The organism is Comamonas sp. FUJ_7 (assembly GCF_057369555.1).
Window position 1 is genome coordinate 117,133 of the sequence record NZ_JBXXZI010000002.1, and the last position, 20,222, is coordinate 137,354.

At 59.6% G+C, this 20,222-nt stretch carries 18 protein-coding genes; 12 read left to right on the forward strand and 6 right to left on the reverse strand.

What is annotated here, in order from left to right:
• The first annotated feature begins 6 nt into the window (after positions 1 to 6).
• Positions 7 to 1,563 (forward strand): methyl-accepting chemotaxis protein, encoded by a 1,557-nt coding sequence (locus AC2I9W_RS04255; protein WP_486408799.1) that lies wholly within the window; start codon positions 7 to 9, stop codon positions 1,561 to 1,563.
• Positions 1,564 to 1,635: 72 nt separating this feature from the next.
• Positions 1,636 to 4,002: a hypothetical protein gene (locus tag AC2I9W_RS04260; RefSeq protein ID WP_486408800.1), complete on the forward strand. Its 2,367-nt coding sequence runs from the start codon at positions 1,636 to 1,638 to the stop codon at positions 4,000 to 4,002.
• Between the two features lie 147 nt (positions 4,003 to 4,149).
• Here the strand turns inward: AC2I9W_RS04260 and queF are convergent, their stop codons facing one another.
• The 4 genes from queF to AC2I9W_RS04280 form a co-directional block, all read right to left on the reverse strand.
• Complete coding sequence (queF, locus tag AC2I9W_RS04265) at positions 4,150 to 4,995, reverse strand: NADPH-dependent 7-cyano-7-deazaguanine reductase QueF (RefSeq protein WP_486408801.1); 846 nt, start codon at positions 4,993 to 4,995, stop codon at positions 4,150 to 4,152.
• 75 nt (positions 4,996 to 5,070) lie between these two features.
• Entirely contained in the window at positions 5,071 to 5,970 is a 900-nt protein-coding gene (locus AC2I9W_RS04270; RefSeq protein WP_486408802.1) for a 2OG-Fe(II) oxygenase, read from the reverse strand.
• 42 nt (positions 5,971 to 6,012) lie between these two features.
• Complete coding sequence (gene yaaA, locus AC2I9W_RS04275; protein ID WP_486408803.1) at positions 6,013 to 6,798, reverse strand: peroxide stress protein YaaA; 786 nt, start codon at positions 6,796 to 6,798, stop codon at positions 6,013 to 6,015.
• A 108-nt stretch (positions 6,799 to 6,906) separates the two neighbouring features.
• The gene (locus tag AC2I9W_RS04280) at positions 6,907 to 9,954 is read right to left on the reverse strand and encodes an Rne/Rng family ribonuclease (RefSeq protein WP_486408804.1); all 3,048 of its coding nucleotides are present in this window, start codon (positions 9,952 to 9,954) and stop codon (positions 6,907 to 6,909) included.
• Positions 9,955 to 10,540: 586 nt separating this feature from the next.
• Here AC2I9W_RS04280 and AC2I9W_RS04285 point away from each other — a divergent pair.
• From AC2I9W_RS04285 to AC2I9W_RS04300, 4 genes are read left to right on the forward strand one after another with little or no spacing between them, the layout of a single operon-like run.
• Complete coding sequence (locus AC2I9W_RS04285; RefSeq protein ID WP_486408805.1) at positions 10,541 to 11,545, forward strand: RluA family pseudouridine synthase; 1,005 nt, start codon at positions 10,541 to 10,543, stop codon at positions 11,543 to 11,545.
• 9 nt (positions 11,546 to 11,554) lie between these two features.
• Complete coding sequence (locus AC2I9W_RS04290; RefSeq protein ID WP_486408806.1) at positions 11,555 to 12,250, forward strand: HAD family hydrolase; 696 nt, start codon at positions 11,555 to 11,557, stop codon at positions 12,248 to 12,250.
• 7 nt (positions 12,251 to 12,257) lie between these two features.
• On the forward strand, positions 12,258 to 12,623 hold the full coding sequence (locus AC2I9W_RS04295) for a Rieske (2Fe-2S) protein (RefSeq protein ID WP_486408807.1): 366 nt from the start codon (positions 12,258 to 12,260) through the stop codon (positions 12,621 to 12,623).
• Between the two features lies 1 nt (position 12,624).
• Positions 12,625 to 13,677 (forward strand): S49 family peptidase, encoded by a 1,053-nt coding sequence (locus AC2I9W_RS04300; RefSeq protein ID WP_486408808.1) that lies wholly within the window; start codon positions 12,625 to 12,627, stop codon positions 13,675 to 13,677.
• Positions 13,678 to 13,804: 127 nt separating this feature from the next.
• On the opposite strand, the gene AC2I9W_RS04305 is transcribed toward AC2I9W_RS04300, so the two are convergent.
• Both AC2I9W_RS04305 and AC2I9W_RS04310 read right to left on the reverse strand, forming a co-directional pair.
• Positions 13,805 to 14,593, reverse strand: a complete 789-nt coding sequence (locus AC2I9W_RS04305) for an SAM-dependent methyltransferase (protein WP_486408809.1) — start codon at positions 14,591 to 14,593, stop codon at positions 13,805 to 13,807.
• Complete coding sequence (locus AC2I9W_RS04310) at positions 14,590 to 15,198, reverse strand: Maf family nucleotide pyrophosphatase (RefSeq protein ID WP_486408810.1); 609 nt, start codon at positions 15,196 to 15,198, stop codon at positions 14,590 to 14,592. The genes AC2I9W_RS04305 and AC2I9W_RS04310 overlap by 4 nt, the downstream gene beginning before the upstream one ends.
• Before the next feature lie 25 nt (positions 15,199 to 15,223).
• On the opposite strand from AC2I9W_RS04310, the gene AC2I9W_RS04315 reads away from it, so the two are divergent.
• The 6 genes from AC2I9W_RS04315 (at position 15,224) to fabG (ending at position 20,156) form a co-directional block, all read left to right on the forward strand.
• Positions 15,224 to 15,778, forward strand: coding sequence for a YceD family protein (locus AC2I9W_RS04315; protein WP_486408811.1), 555 nt, complete (start codon positions 15,224 to 15,226; stop codon positions 15,776 to 15,778).
• 231 nt (positions 15,779 to 16,009) lie between these two features.
• Positions 16,010 to 16,192, forward strand: a complete 183-nt coding sequence (gene rpmF, locus AC2I9W_RS04320) for a 50S ribosomal protein L32 (protein ID WP_003058062.1) — start codon at positions 16,010 to 16,012, stop codon at positions 16,190 to 16,192.
• 198 nt (positions 16,193 to 16,390) lie between these two features.
• Complete coding sequence (gene plsX / locus AC2I9W_RS04325) at positions 16,391 to 17,431, forward strand: phosphate acyltransferase PlsX (RefSeq protein WP_158390068.1); 1,041 nt, start codon at positions 16,391 to 16,393, stop codon at positions 17,429 to 17,431.
• Between the two features lie 8 nt (positions 17,432 to 17,439).
• Positions 17,440 to 18,420 carry a beta-ketoacyl-ACP synthase III gene (locus AC2I9W_RS04330; protein ID WP_486408812.1) on the forward strand — a complete coding sequence of 327 codons (981 nt, stop codon included), beginning with the start codon at positions 17,440 to 17,442 and terminating at the stop codon, positions 18,418 to 18,420.
• A 51-nt stretch (positions 18,421 to 18,471) separates the two neighbouring features.
• The gene (gene fabD / locus AC2I9W_RS04335; RefSeq protein WP_486408813.1) at positions 18,472 to 19,416 is read left to right on the forward strand and encodes an ACP S-malonyltransferase; all 945 of its coding nucleotides are present in this window, start codon (positions 18,472 to 18,474) and stop codon (positions 19,414 to 19,416) included.
• Positions 19,413 to 20,156 carry a 3-oxoacyl-ACP reductase FabG gene (gene fabG, locus AC2I9W_RS04340; protein ID WP_486408814.1) on the forward strand — a complete coding sequence of 248 codons (744 nt, stop codon included), beginning with the start codon at positions 19,413 to 19,415 and terminating at the stop codon, positions 20,154 to 20,156. The genes fabD and fabG overlap by 4 nt, the downstream gene beginning before the upstream one ends.
• Positions 20,157 to 20,222: the final 66 nt, after the last annotated feature.

Sequence of the window (20,222 nt, forward strand, 5' to 3'; positions counted from 1 at the left end):
CAAGTCATGCGTGTGAACCTGCCGATTACCCAACAAAACTATGATTTTCCAGGTGATGAGCTGCTCGTCTCCAGTACCAATACCAAGGGCGAAATCACGCACTGCAACCCGGCATTTGTGCGGGTCAGCGGCTTTACCTATGAAGAGCTGATCGGCCAGCCCCACAACCTGATCCGCCATCCGGACATGCCGTCCGCAGCCTTCAAGGACATGTGGCGCACCATTGCACATGGCTACCCCTGGACGGCTCTGGTCAAGAACCGCCGCAAAAATGGCGATCATTACTGGGTGCGTGCCAATGTCACCCCCATCATGGAAGGAGGCAAGCCGCGTGGCTATCTGTCGGTGCGCACCAAGCCTTCCGCCAAAGAAGTGGCTGAAGCCGAGGCCTTGTATGCACGCATGCGTGACGAGGAAAAGCAGGGCAAGGCCAGCATTCGCCTGCGTGGCGGAGAGATCCGTCGCCTGGGGCTGATGGCCTGGTGGGATGGGCGTCAGGACGTGGGCCTGGTGGCACGCATGGCATGGCTGCTGGCCATCGTGGCCTTGATTGTCATGGTGCCGGACATGCTGGGCTGGCAGGGCGCTGCGGCCTGGGGCTGGCGCGCTGCTACTTTGATGGCCGGTGGCATTTTTGTGCTGTGGCGCTTTCATCGCCGCTGCGTGGCGGGGCTTGATGAGGCCAGCCGTTTTGCCGCCGATGTGGCCGCCTGCAATCTGAGCACCGAGTGCAGCCAGAACTACAACGGTGCCATGGGCGCGCTGATGCTGAGACTGCAGCAGATTCAGATCAATTTGCGAGCCGTGGTGGGCGATGTGCGCACCGAGGTGCAGGGCTTTGCACGCACGGCGCATGAAATCGCCCAGAGTAGCTTTGAGCTGGCCGGACGCACGGAGTCTCAGGCCTCCAGTCTGCAGCAGACGGCTGCGTCGATGGAGGAGATTTCCGGCACGGTCTCGCAGACGGCAGATACGGCGCAATTCATGGCCGGTGCCAGCGATGAAAGCTCCAAGGTGGCCAGCCGCAGCGGTATGGCCATCAGCGAGGTGGGTCAGGCCATGGAGCATATTCGTGGTTCGTCCACTCGCATGAGCGAGATCATTGGCGTGATCGAGAGCATTGCTTTCCAGACCAATTTGCTGGCGCTCAATGCGGCGGTGGAGGCTGCGCGTGCCGGTGAGCAAGGCCGTGGCTTTGCCGTGGTGGCGGCCGAAGTGCGGGCGCTGGCCCAGCGCAGCGCAGAGGCTGCCAAGGAAATCAGCGTGCTCATCAATCGCACGGTTGACGGCATCAACGATGGCAATGCGCGCATGCGTGCGGCAGGGCAGACAATTGACGGCATGGTGCAAGCCGTGGACAAGGTCAGCTCGCTGGTGCACCAGATCAGCGTTGCCACGCGCGAGCAGTCCATTGGCATCTCTCAGGTCAACGAAGCCGTGGCGCAGCTGGATTCGGTGACCCAGCAAAATGCCGCCTTGGTGGAAGAGTCCACCAGTGCGGCCGAGTCGCTGCGCCTGAGCGCGAAAACGCTGGAGCGCTCGGTCGACGTGTTCAATCTTTGAGGCTTTGGCACAGGCCAAAAAAGGCAGCTTGCGAGCTGCTTTTTTTGTGTGTGCTTTCTGTAGGATGACGGCATGAGTGTTGTGCTGACCCTGATTGCTATTGCGGCGCTGGCCCTGTGTTTGCTGGTCTGGCTGATTTCACGTCTGCGTGACGGTGGGGGGCGGTCCGCGTCTGCCCAAGCCGATCTACCTGCGCCTGAGGGAAAGCCTCTGGCAGACAGTCAGGCCTCGGCAGTGAGTGCTTCAAAGCTATCAAAATCAGAGCTGGAAGCGCATGCTGATATTGCGGATGAGAGCAATAAGGATGTGAATTTTCGTCCCCAGGGAGAGCGAGGCATGGGCGGTCCGCTCTATGGCGATGTGATGTGCTCGGATGGCGTCTATCTGCCCCATGTCTGGGAGATGGACATGCACACCTCCTATGACGGGCGCTGGCTGCGTACCGGCTTTTATGACAGCGAGCTTGCCCATCTGGTAGACCGCAAATCCCGGCGCAGCTGGCTGATTACCAAGGCCGAAGGGGAGTTGCTGGATGCAATCCACTGGCGTATGCCACGCTGGAGCGGAGAGAGCATCAACGAGAGCGGTATTGCCGACGATGCGCATGTGATTCTTTCGGATATCAACTTCGATGTCTGGCTGGGTGAGCATGTAGCAGCTGCCGCTCAGCCGCTGGTGCAGGTCGTGGATTTGTGGGTACCTGCCGAGAGCTTGCCGACAGAGGTTGGCCGCCCCATGCCCGTGCTGCCTCAGCCCTCGCAGCCCACAGCCGTGCCGCAACTGACACTCAAGCGGCACTGGCCGGCTTCGCTGCGCAAGCTGCGCTATCCCATGGCGCCACTGCAGAACCCGCACTGGCAGCTGATGCTGGGAGAGAGTCTTCAGCCCTGGGGCCTGGATGAGAGCCATAGCATGGTCTGGCGGGCCGATGCCCAAGCCTTTGCGCTGTATGCCTATCCAACGCAGGGCGATGCCAGTCAGAACAGTCTGAGGCTGGTGGCCTGGACCATGGAGCGCGGCTGGCAGCAGTGGCCGGAACTGATGCCTGAAGATAGCAAGCCATGGGCGCTGGGCCTGTGCTGGAAGGCTGGAGAGGCCCAAGCAGAGGAGGCAGGCTCTCTGGAACTGAGCTGGAATCAAGACCTGATCCTGCAGCGCGTCAGCGTGGATATTCCTGATATCGAGCGTCTGCATGACGGCACCAGCATCAGCTGCATCATGAGCGAGACCGAGGTGTGCGTCGGTCACGAACGGGATGGGCTGCCCATGCTCAAGCCGTCGCTGGCCGTGGCCTTTGACTGGCTGCGCGACCCGGCCCAGCCGGCCCTGTGGAGAGCGCAAAGCGAGCCCTTGAAGGGCCAGCGCATGATCTGGACGCTGGCCAAGCCCGCCAAGGATGAGCTGGGTGAAACAGCGGCCTATAACCTGCAGTGGGGAGAGCGCCACCTGCCGGGAGCCTGGGCGCTGGAGCATGTGATTGTGCAGGGGCGCTGGGCCATTCTCATGCCCCATGGACGCGCGCCCATGCGTGGCGGCAGCGGCAGCTTGCAGGTCTGGGATGGTGAGCGCCTGCAAAGCATTGACCTGCCCTGGCCTGTCGTGCGGCTGCAGGCGGTCCCCGCCCTCAAAGGCACACAGAAAGGGGACATGGCTGCACGTGTGCGGGTGGTAGCACTCACGGCCAGTCTGGCCGATAAGGACTGGGACCCCTCCACAGCCTCCTGGCGCTGGCCTTTGCAGTCTGTGTCGGCCAGCCATCTGGCCCGGCCAGACTGGCGTCCCTTGTACGCAGAGCGAGAGCTGGCACCCGATGTCCAGGGGCGCTGGCAGCTGCTGCCACGCTGGCGCTCGGTCAAGCAGATTCAGCACCCTTGTGCGGATGGTGACTATGTCTGGCGCGATGAAGTCCGTGGCGACAGCCTGTGGTGGTGGGGTGGTGTGAACGAGGGCGTCAACAGCTATTGGCAAGCCGATGAGCTGAGCAAGGATGGTGTCGCCATGACGCGCAGCGGCCTGGCTTTGTGCGGTGTGGGGCCTTGTGCCTGTCCGCATCCCTCCGGTGAAGGCTGGGCGGTGCTTGAGCCGGTGGAGAGCCGGTACGGCGAGCTGGGGCTGTGGAAGCTGCACTGGCTCAACCCCGTGGAAAAAGAGCTGCGCACGCTGGAGATCAAGGCCCGCATGCCCGTGCTCAAGAGCTGGGATGCCCAGGGCCTGCATTGGCAAGATGAGCCATTGCCAGCCGATGAAGAGCAGACGGCCTCTGAGCCCGGTGCGAGCACTGGGCAGCCTGGCTTGCGCCAGTTGCTGGTGCCCCAGAGCTGGCAGCGCGCCAGCGTGGAGCCGCTGCGCCAGGGCGTCAACGGCCTGTGGCTGCGCAAGCAGGACTTGCGTTATGCAGAGGCTTTGCAGGGGCAGGATGATGCCCCTTGGGGGCGGTAGCGCTTCTGTTCAGATAGGGCAGAGTGTCAAAAAAAGGAGCTGCAAGCGCTGGTTCATAGTTGGTTTCAGGTAGAAAACGATCTGAAATCAAGTGTTCATCAGCGTAAGCAGCTTCTATTTATTGGGGGCTTCGCAAGCCCGCAATCTTTACTGCCTTGCCGTACGCACGTTGGCGGGCAGGGCACCGGGGTGGCTGGTGCGCAAGGGGTTGATGTCCAGGCCGCCGCGGCGGGTGTAGCGGGCATAGACGACCAGCTTGATGGGTTTGCAGCGGGACCACACATCCATGAAGATGCGTTCCACGCATTGCTCATGAAATTCGTTGTGGTTGCGAAAGCTCACCAGGTACTGCAGCAGGCCTTCTTGATCGATTTGCGGACCTGTGTATTGAATTTGCACGCTGCCCCAGTCGGGCTGACCGGTCACCAGGCAGTTGCTTTTGAGCAGATTGCTGACCAGGGTTTCCGACACAGGAGCTTCACCATGGCTGGCGCGAAGCAGCTCTGGAGCCGGGGTGTATTGCGTGCACTCCACATCCAGTCGATCCAGCAGCTGGCCGTCCAGCTCATGGACTTGCTGGGCATTGAACTTCTCGACGTCGATCAGTTGCACGCCAATGCTGCCCTTGTGGTCGCTGCCGCGCCAGACGGCTTCGGAGAGGTCGGCGCGAAGACGTGCCAGCACTTCGCTGCCGTCGGCAAAGCAACTGTTGTTAAAGCTGTTCAGGTAGAGCTTGAAGGACTTGCTCTCGATCAGGTTCGGCGTTTCACAGGGGATGGTGAAGTGCGCCAGTGCCACCTGTGGTTTGCCGCGCAGATTGAGCCAGGACAGCTCGAACGCCGTCCACAGGTCAGCACCAAAAAAAGGCGGATTGCTGCCGGCGCCAATCTCTTCGCGCTTGACCAGGCGTGGAATGGGGAAAAGCAGGGACGCGTCGTACTGGTCCACATAGGCCGAGCTTTTGCCCAGCTGGGATTGTTCAGGAGTATTCATAAGTACAGAAAACAATGCGCAGCTAGTAAAAATGATAGCTAGCTGCGCTTGATGGATATGGGCTGTAGGCTGTTTTTACTTGAACTCTCTCTCGCGCAGCCATTTGGTGGCAATCCACTTTTCTCCTTCGAGAACTGGCGCTCCACCATGCAGGGACTTTGTCGCGGGGTCGGGGCGGTCATAGCTGAAGAACACGGCATTGCCGCGCCTGGGGACGACTTGCAGACCGATGTCGGGAAAGACCGTGCCGCCGCCGCGCGTGGGCTCATTGAGGTACATGACCAAGGTGCCTACGCGCTGGCCACCGCGCTTGAGAATGGTGGGCGTTCCAGGCTCGTTGGGGGCAAAGTAGTCGTAGTGCGGCTTGTACTCGGCGCCTGGGCGGTAGTGCAGCACCTGCAGGCCTTCGCCGTTTTCGACGGGCCAGTTGAGCAGCCGGGCAATGCGCTGCTCCACGCGGCTGATGACTTCGTTCTCGTCACGCTGAAAGAACATGCCACTGCTGGTGCGGTCATCGTTGACGGCTTCGCCGCCGCTTTGGTTATCGACGGTCAAAGAGCGCTGCAGTCTGGGGCGTGCGGCTGCGATGATGGCTTCGCACTCTTCATCAGACAGCAGATTGCCAAATACCACCACGCGTGGCTGGCGCAGGCTGGTCAGGACATGCACCTCGCGGTCTCCGGCATCGATGACGCAAGGGTCGTTATGCAGATCGGGCTCGGGCACGCTGCCGCCACGGGGCTGCTCTGCCATTGGCTGCTGACGCTGTGCGGAAGCAAAGGGAAAAGGCAGAGGCCCCTCTTCCGGCAGCGATAGAGCGCGTCTGGCCAAGTGTTCGGCCCAGCCTGCCTTGCGTATGGATTGCAGCAGCGAGTGTGGAGGCACGCCGCTGGCAGCTTGTGCGTGCAGCCATTGCATTAACTCGGGGGTGAGGCCGGGAGGGGTGACGAACTCGTCTTGGGTAGATGTGCTCATGTCGACCATGCTAGTGCGCACTGCGCTTGATTTCAATGCGAATCAGTCTTCCTGCCTGCGGCGGAACACCAGTCTGGTGGCGGTACTGGCCTGCTCGGCAAAGGCATAGCCTTCCAGATCGAACTTGCGCAAGTCAGCCACCTTTTTGGCTTTGTGCTGAACGGCCCAGCGCACCATCAGGCCACGCGCACGTTTGGCGTGAAAGCTGATGATTTTGTATTTGCCGCCCTTGTAGTCTTCGAACACGCATTCCACGACAGGTGCTTTGAGCGTCTTCAAATCTACGGCCTTGAAATATTCCTGTGAAGCCAGGTTGACCACAATGCGCTCGGCTTCGGGCTGCTCGCTGCTGCGCTCGTTCAGGTAATTGGCAATTTGCGAGCCCCAGAACTGGTAGAGGTTGCTGCCATGGGCATTTTCCAGCTTAGTGCCCATTTCCAGACGGTAGGGCTGCAGCAGGTCCAGCGGACGCAGCACGCCGTAGAGCCCGCTGAGAATCACCACATGCTCCTGGGCCCAGTCCAGCTCTTTGGGCTTGAGGCTGGCCGCATTCAGGCCTTCGTAGACATCACCGTTGAAAGCCAGTACGGCTTGTCGCGAGTTCTGAGCCGTGAACCGGGGGCTGAAAGCTTCATAGCGTCCCACATTGAGCACGGCCAGCTTGTCGCTGATGCTCATCAGCTCGGACAGTTGCTGGGGCGATTTTTCGCGCAGCACACCAATCAGCTCCAGGGACTGCTGTGGAAATACCGGCAGTGTGTGAGGAAGTTCGGCAGAAATAGGGCTTTCGTAGTCCAGCGATTTGGCCGGAGAGATCAGAAACAGCATGGCTTGAAGCTAACAAATTCAACAAAGGGCTGCATGAAAAAGGGCCAAGGCCCCATCCACCGTGGTGGACAGGTTTCCTTGGCCCTGTGATGCCGCAAGGCAGCTTGCTTAGGCGTTGAGGCCAGCGGCCTGCTCTTCCTTCTCGAAAGGCAGCTGCATCAGGCTCAGATCCTTGCGGGTCTCGACCAGAATCAGCGGGCCTTCGTCCAGCACCACGGGGGCGGGGCGCTCGCGAGGAAGGCGCACGGGCTTGGGCTCGGCAGCGATGGCTGCCTGCACAGCGGCCACCTTGTCAGCGTCGGAGTTGATCCACTCCAGACCCGAAGCAGCAGCCAGAGCGTGCAACTCGGCCAGAGGCAGCTCATAGGCCTGGACCTTGGGCGTTGCAGGGGCGGCAGACATGACAGGAGCGGCAGCCTCGACCACTGGAGCAGCAGCTTCAGTGACAACTGGCTCAGCGGCAGGAGCCACTTCTGCCACAGCAGCAACAGGCTGAGACTCGGCAGCAGCTGTCACAGGCGCAGCAGCTTCCTGCACAGCAGGAGCGACTTCTGTCGTAGCCACAGGTGCTTCTACTTCTGTAGCTGCAGGCGCTTGCTCAGCATGGGCTTGAGGCGCAACAGCATCAAAGTAGCTGCGACGAGCAGGTTGCTCACCCGCTTCGGAGGCGGGCGCTTCCATGGCTACATCAGGCGCAGCCGTCGCAGCTTGCTCGGCAAAGGCGGCTTCGCCTGCCTGTGCATCACGTGGTGCACGGTCGCGGCGGTCGCGGCCATAGCGATCGCGTGAGCGACGCTGACGCTGCTCGCGCGGCTGTTGCTCGCCTTGTGCATCCTGAGTCTGGGCATCCGGTGCTTCCGTTGCAGAAACCTGCAGTGCGTTCTCGTTTGCCACAGGCTGCATCACGGGCTGGGCTTCGGCATTGCGCTGCTGGCGCTCACGGCGGCCTTCACCGCGTTCTGTGCGCTCGCCACGCTCTGCTCGTTCACCGCGCTCACCACGCTCATGGCGGCTGCTGCGCTCTGGCTTTGCAGCCTGTGCCTGAGTGTTGAACTCTTCACCGTTCAGGGTCGCTTCTGCTACCTGAGGTTGACGATCATCACGGCGCTCATTGCGTTCGCCACGCTCGCCGCCACGGCGGTTGCCGCGTTCGTTGCGCTCCTGGCGGGGTTGCTGCTGATCGGGGCGTTCGTTGCGTTGTTCGCCGTCACGGTTGGCACCGTTACGACGGTTGTTGCGGTCTCCGCCGCGCTCGCTCCGTTGCTCGCCGCCGTTGCGCTCACTGCGCTCATTACGGTCGCTGCGCTCGCCACCTCGGCGGTTGCGGTCGCCACGGCGGCCATCACGGTTGCCTTCGCGAGGCGCGGGAGCTGCTGCCTCTGCGACAGGCGCAGCAGCAACAGGCGCAGGTGTGCCAAAGCCGAACAGATTCTTGAGCCAGGCAAAGAAGCCTTGCTCGCGCACTGCGGGGCGGGCTGCAGAAGGAGCCGGGGCCGCTGCTGCAGTGGCTGTGCGCTGCTGGCGGGGAGGACGAGGCTCTGCAATAGGAGCCGGTGCATCGGGCAGGACGCCCTTGATGACGGGGGTTTGCTTGTTGGTGGGCTCCTGCGAGCGGCGGGTAACAGTGGTCACGTCCTCGGGCTCGTCCGCCAGCTTGTAGCTGGCTTCCATGGACTCCAGGCGCGTGTCATCGTGCTTGAGGCGCTCGAGCTTGTAGTGCGGCGTATCCATGGACTTGTTGGGCACCATGATGACGTTGACACGCTGCTTGAGCTCGATCTTGGTGATTTCGCTGCGCTTTTCGTTGAGCAGGAAGGAAGCCACTTCCACAGGCACCTGGCAGTGCACGGCGGCCGTGTTGTCCTTCATGGACTCTTCCTGAATGATGCGCAGAATCTGCAGCGCCGAAGACTCGGTGTCGCGGATGTGGCCGGAGCCGCTGCAGCGTGGGCAGTTGATGTGCGCACCTTCGGAGAGCGCGGGCTTGAGGCGCTGGCGGCTCATTTCCATCAGGCCGAACTTGCTGATGGTGCCGAACTGCACGCGGGCACGGTCCTGGCGCAAGGCATCGCGCAGGCGGTTTTCCACTTCCTTGCGGTTGCGGGACTCTTCCATGTCGATGAAGTCGATCACGATCAGACCGCCCAGGTCGCGCAGGCGCATCTGACGGGCTACTTCGTCGGCGGCTTCCAAGTTGGTGCGGGTTGCGGTTTCCTCGATGTCACCGCCCTTGATGGCGCGGGCCGAGTTCACGTCCACGGAAACCAGCGCTTCGGTGTGGTCGATCACGATGGCGCCGCCCGATGGCAGGGTCACGGTGCGCGAGTAGGCAGACTCAATCTGGTGCTCGATCTGGAAACGGCTGAACAGGGGAGCGTCATCACGGTAACGCTTCACACGCGCAGCGTGCTCAGGCATCACATGCGCCATGAACTGCTGGGCCTGTTCGTAGATGTCATCGGTGTCGATCAGGATGTCGCCGATGTCATTGTTGAAATAGTCGCGGATGGCGCGAATGACAAGGCTGGACTCCTGATAAATCAGGAAAGCGCCCTTGGAGGCCTTGGCTGCCCCGTCGATGGCGCTCCACAGCTTGAGCAGGTAGTTCAAGTCCCACTGCAGCTCGGGCGCGGTACGGCCGATACCTGCGGTGCGCGCGATGATGGACATACCCTTGGGGTATTCCAGCTGGTCCATGGCTTCCTTGAGCTCGGCGCGATCTTCGCCCTCGATGCGGCGAGAAACGCCACCGCCACGGGGGTTGTTGGGCATCAGCACCACATAGCGGCCGGCCAGAGAGATGAAGGTGGTCAGGGCGGCGCCCTTGTTGCCACGCTCTTCTTTTTCGACCTGGACGATCAGTTCCTGGCCTTCGCGGATCACATCGTTGATGCGGGCCTGGCTGGGAGAGACGCCTTCGGCAAAGTATTGCTTGGAGATTTCCTTGAAGGGCAGAAAGCCGTGGCGGTCTTCGCCATAGTCCACAAAGCAGGCTTCGAGCGATGGCTCGACACGGGTCACAACGGCCTTGTAGATGTTGCCCTTGCGTTGTTCGCGACCTTCGATTTCGATCTCGTAGTCCAGCAGTTTCTGGCCGTCAACAATGGCCAGGCGGCGTTCTTCAGACTGCGTCGCGTTAATCAGCATCCGTTTCATGATGCGCTTCCTTTATTCGTTTTATAGGGCGCGCTGGTCACAGACCAACGCACCTTTGACTGGTAATCAAAGACGGGCTCTACGGAGAGCCTTGATGCCAGACGAACGGTTGAAACGGATCAGGAATCTGGGGGCGGTACAGGACTGCGCTACTGGCCTGATCTCAAGTCAGTAGCGGAGGTACAGGCCGGGGGACGAGCAGCAGAGGACGCGCATGCAGACGGGGAACAAAAAAAACCGGTGCGCGTGCAGGGGAGGTGGGTGGCACCTTCAGGACACGACTCGTCTCGGAGGCCGGCTGTGCCTTGCCCCAGAGGTTGATCAGCAATGTCCAAAAGATCCACATGCTCGTTGAGAAAACCGGCAGTTGCAGGCTGCTTTGCCTGAGCCAACTGCCCGGTATGAGATTCCGTATCAGTGTTTCAATTCGTCAGCCTTTGCCAGACTTTCACAGGCTGCTGCAGCGCTTCTGGGCTGCAGTTTGCGTGTACAAAACTGGCGGGCATCGACCTGCCTGTGCGGTGGGAAATGATTGTTTGGACTAAACTCCATGCGAATCAATCACTTACAACTAAGCTCGGCACAGGTGAAACACATTATAGAGGGCAAACCGGCGCAGGACCGGACCCAGAATACGGCCGCGGCCTCAGTGCGCTTGATCGAGGTGGATGAAGACTCCGCCGGACAGCGACTCGACAACTTCCTCATGCGCCACCTCAAAGGGGTGCCCAAGACCCATGTCTACCGCATTATCCGCAGCGGTGAAGTGCGTATCAACAAAGGGCGCGTCAGCGCTGAGACCCGGGTTCAGCCTGGCGATGTGGTGCGAGTTCCCCCGGTGCGGATTTCCGAAAAAGTGAGCGAAAAAGCGGAGCGTCCAGCGCCTGCTAAGGATTTTCCCGCCCTGTTGGAGGATGAGCACATGATTGCTCTGTCCAAGCCCGCAGGCGTGGCGGTGCATGGTGGCTCGGGCGTGAGCTTTGGTGTGATTGAGCAGTTGCGCCAGGCAAGACCCGAATCCAAGTTCCTCGAGCTGGTGCACCGGCTGGACAGAGAAACCTCGGGCATTTTGCTGGTAGCTAAAAAGCGCTCGGCACTCATCAATCTGCAAGATCAGTTCCGCGAGCGTGAAACGGGCAAGACCTATCTGGCACTGGTGCAAGGGACTTGGCCTGCCAATAAAAAGGTGATTGATGCGCCGCTGCACAAATATCTGCAGGCCGACGGCGAGCGCCGTGTGCGTGTGACCACGCAGGACGATCCGGATGGCATGCGCTCCATCACCTTGGTCAAGATTCGCAAGCTCATTGAAGCGCGTCCCTTGCAGGGCCTGCCTGCCATGAGCCTGCTGGAGGTGACCATCAAGACCGGGCGCACGCACCAGATTCGCGTTCACCTGTCTTCACAAGGTCACTCCATCGTGGGCGATGACAAATATGGTGATTTTGATCTCAACCGTCGTGTCCAGAAGCATGGGCTCAAACGCATGTTTCTGCACGCCTGGCGGCTACAGTTCAATCATCCTGCCAGCGGTGAGCGCATCGAGCTGCGTGCCGAGCTGCCACCGGAGCTGGCGGATTTTGTGAACTGAAAAGGCTTCATGATTACTGAAAACCATAGCGGAAATGATAGCAAGCCGCGCCTGCGCCGCTTCGATTTGATTGCCTTTGACTGGGATGGAACTGTGGCGGACTCCACCGCCATCATCAGCCGCAGCATTCAGGAGGCGGTGCGCGATGTAGGAGGCACCGTGCCCAGTGACGAGCAGGCTGCCTATGTGATCGGCATGGCGCTGATGCCCGCCCTGGCCCGGGCGGCACCTGATGTGCCGCCTGAGAAGTATCAGGATCTGGCCAATCGTTATCGCTTTCACTTTTTCAAGCATCAGGACGATATTTGCCTGTTTGACGGCATATTGCCGTTGCTGGACGATTTGCGCAGCCGGGGTCACTGGCTGACCGTGGCCACAGGCAAGAGCCGCATGGGCCTGAATCAGGCGCTGCAGGACCCGCAACTCAAAGGTTTGTTTGATGGCTCGCGCACGGCAGATGAAACGGCAGGCAAGCCTAGCCCGCTGATGTTGCATGAGCTGATGTCAGAGTTTGGCGTGGAGCCTGAGCGCACGTTGATGATTGGCGACACCACACACGACTTGCAGATGGCGGTGAATGCCGGTTGCCCCTGCGTGGGTGTCTCTTATGGTGCCCATCCGCCCGACAGCTTTGCTCAATTCAATCCTTTATTTGTCGCTGATTCGGCGCAGCAATTGCGCACTTGGCTGCTGGCCAACGCCTGAGGTGAATATGACGGATGCTGTGAACTTGTGCAGCAGTGCAGAGCTGATTGACGGTGGCAAGGCGCTGGGTTTCGATGTGCTGTATGCAGGGCAAAGCAGCCGGGCTTTTGCGATTCGCTATCAAGGGCAGGTCCATGCCTATCTGAATCGCTGCACCCATATCCCCATGGAAATGGACTATCAGGAAGGGCAGTTCTTTGATGACTCCGGGCGCTGGCTGTTGTGTTCTACCCACGGAGCGGCCTATGAACCTGACAGCGGTGCCTGCGCTGGCGGCCCTTGCCGGGGTGGACTGGTGAAAATCGCCTTGAGCGAAAGCGATGGCATGGTGCGCTGGCATACTGGCCCACAACTAAAGCCAATTGAGTTTTGAGATGAGTTCCCCAAACACTCCTGACAACCATGATTCGCAGTCCCATGTGACGCCGGGTGCTGACCTGTGGTCCAAGGCCTCAGCCGGATCGGCCGAGGCTTCCGCGACTCCTAAAGCACCCGGTAGCGGGGGCTGGGAGCGGGATGTGCTGGAAAAGCTGGTCTTTGCTTCCATCAAAGAGCAGCGTGCCGCACGGCGCTGGAGATTTTTTAGCCGCTTGCTGTGGTCTGTCGTGGTGTTGCTGGCGCTGTGGATGGTGTTTTTCAAGGACACGGCGACGAAGACCAGTACTTCGCCCCATACGGCTGTGGTGGAGATCAAGGGAGAAATCGCCTCGGGGGCTGACGCGAGTGCAGAGTTTGTTGTTGCGGCCATGCGCAGTGCGTTTGAGGACTCGGGCTCACGTGCTGTGGTGCTTTTGATCAACTCGCCTGGAGGCAGTCCTGTGCAGGCCGGCATCATCAACGACGAGATGACGCGCCTGAAGGCCAAGTACAACAAGCCTTTGTATGCGGTGGTTGAAGAAACCTGTGCCTCGGCTGCTTACTACATTGCATCGGCGGCCGATGAAATCTTTGTCGACAAAGCCAGCATCGTGGGCAGCATTGGTGTCTTGATGGATGGCTTTGGCTTTACGGGAGTCATGGACAAGGTCGGCGTGGAGCGGCGACTGCTGACTGCGGGCGAGAACAAGGGGTTCCTGGATCCGTTCAGCCCCATGTCTGAGCAGCAAAAAGAGTTTGCGCTGCAGATGCTGGAGCAGATTCACCGCCAGTTCATCGGTGTCGTCAAAGCCGGTCGTGGTGACCGCTTACATGAAACCCCTGAAATGTTCAGCGGCCTATTCTGGACGGGGCAACAAGCTGTCGAGCTGGGTCTGGCCGACAAGCTGGGAAGTCTGGACTACGTGGCTCGTGAGGTGGTCAAGGCGGAAGAAGTCATTGACTACACCCGACGTGACAATGTGGCGGAGCGCCTGGCCAAGCGCTTTGGTGCAGCCGTCGGTGCTGGTTCGGTTCAGGCCATGCGAGAGCTGGCCCCCAGCATTCGTTGAAATCTATTTTGATAGCGCTTTGCGCTTGACTGCTATTGAGTTGCGCTTGAAATCAGTCTGAAGTCCATATCTGAACAGCGGTGCAAGCTATCAAAAAAAGAAAGCGGCGAAAGCCGCTTTTCTGATTTCATCGCCCTATGGCGAAAACCACGGGGGTGCGGTTGTCTGGCGGGGCATTGCGCTGACGCCATTCGCGCACCAAGTGGCTTTCGATGCGTGCAGTCTCCAGCGTCAATCCGCTGGCCATGGCCAGGCGGGTGTTGGGCTGAAGCGTCTGCAGCAGCGCCTGCCAAAGCGCCGCATTGCGATAAGGCGTCTCGATGAACTGCTGTGTCTGGCCGTGGCGCAAAGCCAAACCTTCCAGTTCCTTGATGCGGGCTGTGCGCTCGCTGTGATCCTGCGGTACATAGCCGACAAAGGCAAAGTTTTGGCCGTTCAGTCCACTGGCAGCCAGTCCCAAGAGCAGTGAAACAGGTCCAACCAGCGGCACAACGCGAATGCCCAGGTCATGCGCTGCACGCACGATGGAGCTGCCGGGGTCGGCCACCGCGGGCATGCCTGCCTCGCTGATCAAACCCATGTCATGGCCCGCCAGCGCAGGTGCCAGCAAAGGCTTTGGGTCAAACATGGCAGCTCCTTTGTTGCCATGGTCGCCTTTTTTGTGGGCTTCGCGGGGGAGTTCGGCAATGCTCTGGGCTTGCAGTGGGGCAGCCAGCGGGAACAGGGCGTCGATGCGCTTGAGGTAGGCGCGGGCTGTCTTGGCGTTTTCGCTGATCCAGTGAGTCAGCGTGGCAGCACGGTGCAGCGTGCCTTCGGGTAACACTTCGGTCAGGGCGGTCTGGCTTTCGCAGCCAAAGTCGAGTGGGGCGGGCACCAAATACAGAGTGCCTGTTTTACTTCTTGATGTTTCGCTCATGGCAGAACCACTCCTGCGGCACGCAGCAACTGGCAGGTACGGATCAGTGGCAGGCCTATCAGAGCAGTGGGGTCGTCGCTGACGATGGCGTCCAGCAGCGCAATGCCCAGACCTTCACTCTTGGCCGAGCCTGCGCAGTCATAAGGCTGCTCGGCGCGCAAATAACGCTCGATCTCGGTGTCATTCAACTCGCGAAATCGCACTTGAACCGTCACTACGCTTGATTCTGAGAAGCCGCTTTCCAGGCAGGTGACGCATACACCCGTGTGGAAATTCATCTGGCGGCCACTCATCTGGCGCAACTGCTCGGTTGCACGTTCGTGGCTACCTGGCTTGGACAGCGGCTGGCCATCGAGTTCCGGAACCTGGTCAGAGCCGATGATGATGGCTCCGGGGTTTAACTGGGCCACGGCTTGCGCTTTGGCGATGGCCAGGCGAAGGCTCAGCTCGTAAGGGGATTCTTGGTCAAATGGGGTCTCGTCAACTTCTGGGGAGACCGTCTCGAATGGCAGTTGCAGGCGGCCCAGCAGCTCGCGGCGATAGCGCGAGGTGGAGCCAAGAATGAGGGGACGCTCAAGTCGTCCGGCAATCAATAAGTCAGGCATTGCGGGATTCTCTTACACTGGCTGCATGAGCAAGGATTTTTCTGTGACCCGGCTGGATGTGCGTGCTTTTGCACAGGCTGCAGGTCATTTGCATGGACAGGCGCCATTGTCGGACTTCAAGCGACTGGCGGCCGATGCGTTGGCAATTGCCGGTGAGCAACCGCTGGTGCACTGGGAAGCTGAAGGCGAGCTGGTTGCGCAAAAAGGCGGCAGCGGTCATGTCTGGCTGCACTTGACGGCTGAAGTTGAGATGCCCCTGACTTGCCAGCGTTGCCTGACGGAGGCTGATATTCCCCTTTATGTGGATCGGTCATTTCGCTTTGTAGCTGACGAAGCCACGGCAGAGTTGGAAGATGACGACAGCGATGAGGATGTGCTTGCACTGAGCAGCGAGTTCAACTTGCTGGAATTGATCGAAGACGAGTTGCTGATGGAAGTGCCCGTTGTGCCCCGTCACGACGAGTGCCCGGTGGCTGTCAAGCTGGAGGTCAGCGATGCTGACTTCGATCAGGCGAGTGAGCAAAAGGAAAACCCTTTTGCCGTGCTGCAGTCTCTCAATGTAGGTAAATCTGCCAACTGATCTAACCCGAGGCATGGGTGGGGATTGATTTGCATGGGCCACGAAAAGCGTTTGCGCTATAATCGTGAGCTCCGCGCGAAACCCCCTCGTGTCTTTAATGGGCTGATCGCGTTTTTTTAGGACTTGCACGGACGGAAGGCGCACTTGCGGTGTGTCTAAGGGTAGATCTATTTACCCATTCTTGATGTGTGGGTCGTGTCACCAACCCTTTCAAGATACACAGGAGCCATCATGGCTGTTCAGCAAAACAAGAAGTCTCCCTCCAAGCGCGGCATGCACCGTTCGCACAACGCACTGAATGTGCCTGGCATCGCTGTCGAAGCCACAACTGGTGAGACACACCTGCGCCACCACATCAGCCCCAACGGCGTGTACCGTGGCCGCCAAGTGCTGAAGAACAAGTCCGAAGCCTAAGCGACGACTGCATTCGCAAAGCCTGTTGCTACATTGTCTGTAGCAACAGGCTTTTGTGTTTATGGGAGATATTTGCAAAATTAGCTGCCACAAGGCCTGCGGCCCAATTTTTGAGCTGTTTTTGTAAATAACTCCTGTGCGCGCTATCTGGAACATTCAACCTATAACCTCAAGCCCGAATGGACTTGTCAGTCGCCCATGATTACTTTGGCTGTTGACTGCATGGGGGGCGATCATGGCCCCCGCGTCACGCTGGCTGCGTGTCGTCAGTTTTTAAATACTCATCCTGAAGCCCATTTGCTGCTGGTCGGCAAGGTTGATGAGTTGGCAAACTTCAAGCACGACCGTGCGACGGTGGTGCCTGCCACTGAAGTGGTCGGCATGGACGACCCGGTGGAAGTAGCGCTGCGCAAGAAAAAAGATTCTTCCATGCGCGTTGCTATCAGTCAGGTCAAGACGGGAGCAGCTCAGGCTGCGGTGTCTGCCGGCAATACCGGTGCGCTGATGGCAATTTCGCGCTACCTGCTCAAGACGCTCGAGGGTATTGATCGTCCTGCTATCGCTTTTGGTTTGCCCAATGCCAAGGGCAGCGACACCACCATGCTGGATCTTGGCGCCAATGTGGACTGCACGGCAGAGCACCTGCTGCAGTTTGCGGTCATGGGGTCGGCTTTGGTGTCTGCGCTCAAAAATGCGGAAGCGCCTTCTGTGGGCTTGCTCAATATTGGTGAAGAGTTGATCAAGGGCAGTGAAGTCATCAAGCGTGCGGGTGAATTACTGCGCGCTGCGGGCGATGCGGGCAATCTGAACTTCTATGGCAACGTCGAAGGCAATGACACTTTCAAGGGGGTGGTGGACATCGTGGTCTGCGACGGCTTTGTCGGGAATGTCGCGCTCAAGACGACGGAAGGCGTGGCGTCGATGATCTCGGGCATCTTGAAGGAAGAGTTCAAGCGCAATATCTTCACCAAAATGGCTGCCATCATTGCCTATCCGGTGTTATCTGCGCTGATGAAGCGCGTCGATCACCGCCGCTACAACGGCGCCGCATTGCTGGGCCTGCGCGGCCTGGTCTTTAAAAGCCATGGCTCTGCTGATGCAATGGCTTTCGAGCACGCACTCAATCGTGCGTATGATGCGGCACGCAACAATTTGCTGGAACGTGTCCGCACCCGTATTGCTGCAGCCGCACCTTTGCTGCTGGCTGCTCAAGCGGAACAAGGAACGTCGGAGACCTGATAGAAGACATGAGACGCTACGCACGCATCATAGGCACCGGCAGCTATCTGCCTCCCCGCCGCCTTACCAATGACGACCTCGCTGCCGAGTTGGCAACGCGTGGACTGGAAACCTCCGACGAATGGATTGTCGAGCGTACGGGCATTCGTGCTCGCCACTTTGCTGCGCCTGAGGTGACCAGTAGCGACTTGGCGCTGGAGGCCAGTCGCAAAGCGATTGAGGCTGCTGGCATTGATGCGCAGGATATTGACCTGATCATCGTTGCCACGTCTACGCCGGACATGGTCTTCCCCTCGACCGCGGCCATCCTGCAGAACAAACTAGGAATCACCAATGGTTGCCCTGCGTTTGATGTGCAGGCGGTATGCAGTGGCTTCGTCTATGCATTGACGGTGGCTGACTCCATGATTCAGTCGGGCGCAGCCAAGCGCGTGCTGGTGGTGGGCTCGGAAGTTTTCAGCCGTATTCTGGATTTCAATGATCGCACGACCTGCGTGCTGTTTGGTGATGGTGCGGGCGCCGTGGTGCTGGAAGCCTCTGACGAGCCGGGCATTCTGTCCACCGAGCTGCATGCCGATGGCAGTCATGTAGGCATTCTCTGCGTTCCAGGCAATGTGTCGGGCGGCAATGTGCTGGGCGATCCTTTGCTCAAGATGGATGGTCAGGCCGTTTTCAAGCTGGCGGTTAGTGTGCTGGACAAGGCCGCGCGGGCCACGTTGGAAAAAGCGGGTCTAACAGAAGCTGATATCGACTGGTTGATTCCTCATCAGGCCAATATCCGCATCATGCAAAGTACAGCGCGCAAGCTCAAGCTGTCCATGGACAAGGTGGTGGTCACTGTAGATCAGCACGGCAATACTTCGGCTGCATCCATCCCTCTGGCGCTGGACCATGGCGTGCGCACAGGTCAGGTCAAAAAGGGCCAGACCGTGCTGCTCGAAGGCGTGGGTGGTGGTTTCACCTGGGGTGCTGTGCTCCTCAAGATGTAGCTGTAAGCGCACAGTACATAAGCGTTACAAGTACTTTTTATACTAAGAAATATGAAGAAGTTCGCATTTGTATTTCCCGGCCAGGGCTCGCAAGCAGTAGGCATGCTGGACGGCTGGGGTGATCATCCTGTGGTGGCCCAGACCGTGGCCGAAGCCTCGGATGCTCTGGGTGAAGATATTGGCCTGCTGATTCAGCAAGGCCCCAAGGAAGCCCTGGCTCTGACTACCAACACCCAGCCAGTGATGCTGGTGGCGGGTGTAGCTGCCTGGCGCGTGTGGCAAGCCGAAGGCGGTGAGCTGCCTGATGCCATGGCTGGTCACTCGTTGGGTGAATACTCGGCGCTGGTCGCTTCTGGCGTGCTGACGCTGGCCCAGGCTGCACCTCTGGTGCGCCTGCGTGCTGCTGCCATGCAGGATGCGGTGCCCGTGGGTACCGGCGGCATGGCTGCTGTGCTCGCTCTGGATGCCGAAAAGGTCAAGACCGTCTGCGCTGAAGTGACTGCCCAGTTGGGTGGCGCTGAAGTGGTGGAAGCTGTGAACTTCAACGACCCCGGCCAGACCGTGATCGCTGGCAGCAAGCTGGCCGTGGAAAAAGCCTGTGAAGCCGTCAAGGCTGCAGGTGCCAAGCGGGCCCTGCCTCTGCCCGTTTCCGCACCTTTCCACTCCAGTCTGATGAAGCCTGCTGCGGAAAAGCTCAAGGCGGCGCTTGCAGACCTGACGCTGGCTGCCCCTCAGATTCCCGTCATCAATAATATTGACGTTACCGTCCAAACGGACGCTGATGCGATTCGTGATGCCCTGTATCGTCAGGCATTCGGCCCTGTGCGCTGGGTGGAATGCGTGCAAGCCATCAAGGCGCGCGGCGTGACCCATATTGTGGAATGCGGCCCCGGCAAGGTGCTGGCTGGCATGGTCAAGCGTATTGACGCCGACCTGACGGGTGCTCCCCTGTTTGATACAGCCACCCTGGCTGACGTGAAAGAATTGCTCGCATGACTGATAACCAGACCAAGCCTCAAGTTGCCCTGGTCACTGGTGCCACCCGAGGCATCGGCGCCGCCATCGCGCAAGAGCTGGCCTCCAAAGGCTATCAAGTGATCGGCACCGCTACTTCGGATGCCGGCGCTGAAAAAATCTCTCAAGCCCTGGCTGCCTTTGGTGGCCGTGGCGTGAACCTGAACGTGACTGACGGCGCTGCCGTCGATGCCTTGATCGACTCCATCGTTAAGAACGATGGCGGTCTGCATGTGCTGGTCAACAACGCCGGTATTACCCGCGACACCCTGGCCATGCGCATGAAGGATGACGATTGGGATGCCGTCACGGACACCAATCTGAAGGCTGTTTTCCGAGTCAGTCGTGCGGCTATTCGCCCCATGATGAAGCAGCGTTTTGGCCGCATCATCAGCATCACCAGCGTGGTCGGGGCCTCCGGCAACGCAGGTCAGGCCAACTATGCTGCAGCCAAGGCTGGCGTGGCCGGTATGACCCGTGCGCTGGCCAAGGAACTGGGCAGCCGCGGTATCACCGTGAACTGTGTGGCGCCAGGTTTCATTGCGACCGACATGACGGCCGATCTGCCAGAGGCGCAGAAGGCGGCTCTGAAGGCCCAGATCGCCATGGGCGATCTGGGTCAGCCCAGCGACATCGCACATGCCGTGGCCTATCTGGCATCAAACGGCGCAGGCTATGTGACGGGGCAGGAATTGCACGTCAACGGCGGCATGTACATGTAAAGAATTTCGGTAGTTTGGGCGGCGTTTGTCGCACTTGCTGCCAGAAGCTGAACACTTTTGCAAGTT

Bases quoted from the DNA above. Each gene is read 5' to 3' on its own strand.
- AC2I9W_RS04330 (WP_486408812.1), top strand. From the start codon at position 17,440: ATGAGACGCTACGCACGCATCATAGGCACCGGCAGCTATCTGCCTCCC.
- plsX (WP_158390068.1), top strand. From the start codon at position 16,391: ATGATTACTTTGGCTGTTGACTGCATGGGGGGCGATCATGGCCCCCGC.
- AC2I9W_RS04295 (WP_486408807.1), top strand. From the start codon at position 12,258: ATGACGGATGCTGTGAACTTGTGCAGCAGTGCAGAGCTGATTGACGGT.
- AC2I9W_RS04310 (WP_486408810.1), bottom strand. From the start codon at position 15,198: ATGCCTGACTTATTGATTGCCGGACGACTTGAGCGTCCCCTCATTCTT.
- AC2I9W_RS04305 (WP_486408809.1), bottom strand. From the start codon at position 14,593: ATGAGCGAAACATCAAGAAGTAAAACAGGCACTCTGTATTTGGTGCCC.
- rpmF (WP_003058062.1), top strand. From the start codon at position 16,010: ATGGCTGTTCAGCAAAACAAGAAGTCTCCCTCCAAGCGCGGCATGCAC.
- AC2I9W_RS04290 (WP_486408806.1), top strand. From the start codon at position 11,555: ATGATTACTGAAAACCATAGCGGAAATGATAGCAAGCCGCGCCTGCGC.
- AC2I9W_RS04315 (WP_486408811.1), top strand. From the start codon at position 15,224: ATGAGCAAGGATTTTTCTGTGACCCGGCTGGATGTGCGTGCTTTTGCA.
- AC2I9W_RS04280 (WP_486408804.1), bottom strand. From the start codon at position 9,954: ATGAAACGGATGCTGATTAACGCGACGCAGTCTGAAGAACGCCGCCTG.
- yaaA (WP_486408803.1), bottom strand. From the start codon at position 6,798: ATGCTGTTTCTGATCTCTCCGGCCAAATCGCTGGACTACGAAAGCCCT.
- fabG (WP_486408814.1), top strand. From the start codon at position 19,413: ATGACTGATAACCAGACCAAGCCTCAAGTTGCCCTGGTCACTGGTGCC.
- fabD (WP_486408813.1), top strand. From the start codon at position 18,472: ATGAAGAAGTTCGCATTTGTATTTCCCGGCCAGGGCTCGCAAGCAGTA.
- AC2I9W_RS04300 (WP_486408808.1), top strand. From the start codon at position 12,625: ATGAGTTCCCCAAACACTCCTGACAACCATGATTCGCAGTCCCATGTG.
- queF (WP_486408801.1), bottom strand. From the start codon at position 4,995: ATGAATACTCCTGAACAATCCCAGCTGGGCAAAAGCTCGGCCTATGTG.
- AC2I9W_RS04255 (WP_486408799.1), top strand. From the start codon at position 7: ATGCGTGTGAACCTGCCGATTACCCAACAAAACTATGATTTTCCAGGT.
- AC2I9W_RS04260 (WP_486408800.1), top strand. From the start codon at position 1,636: ATGAGTGTTGTGCTGACCCTGATTGCTATTGCGGCGCTGGCCCTGTGT.
- AC2I9W_RS04270 (WP_486408802.1), bottom strand. From the start codon at position 5,970: ATGAGCACATCTACCCAAGACGAGTTCGTCACCCCTCCCGGCCTCACC.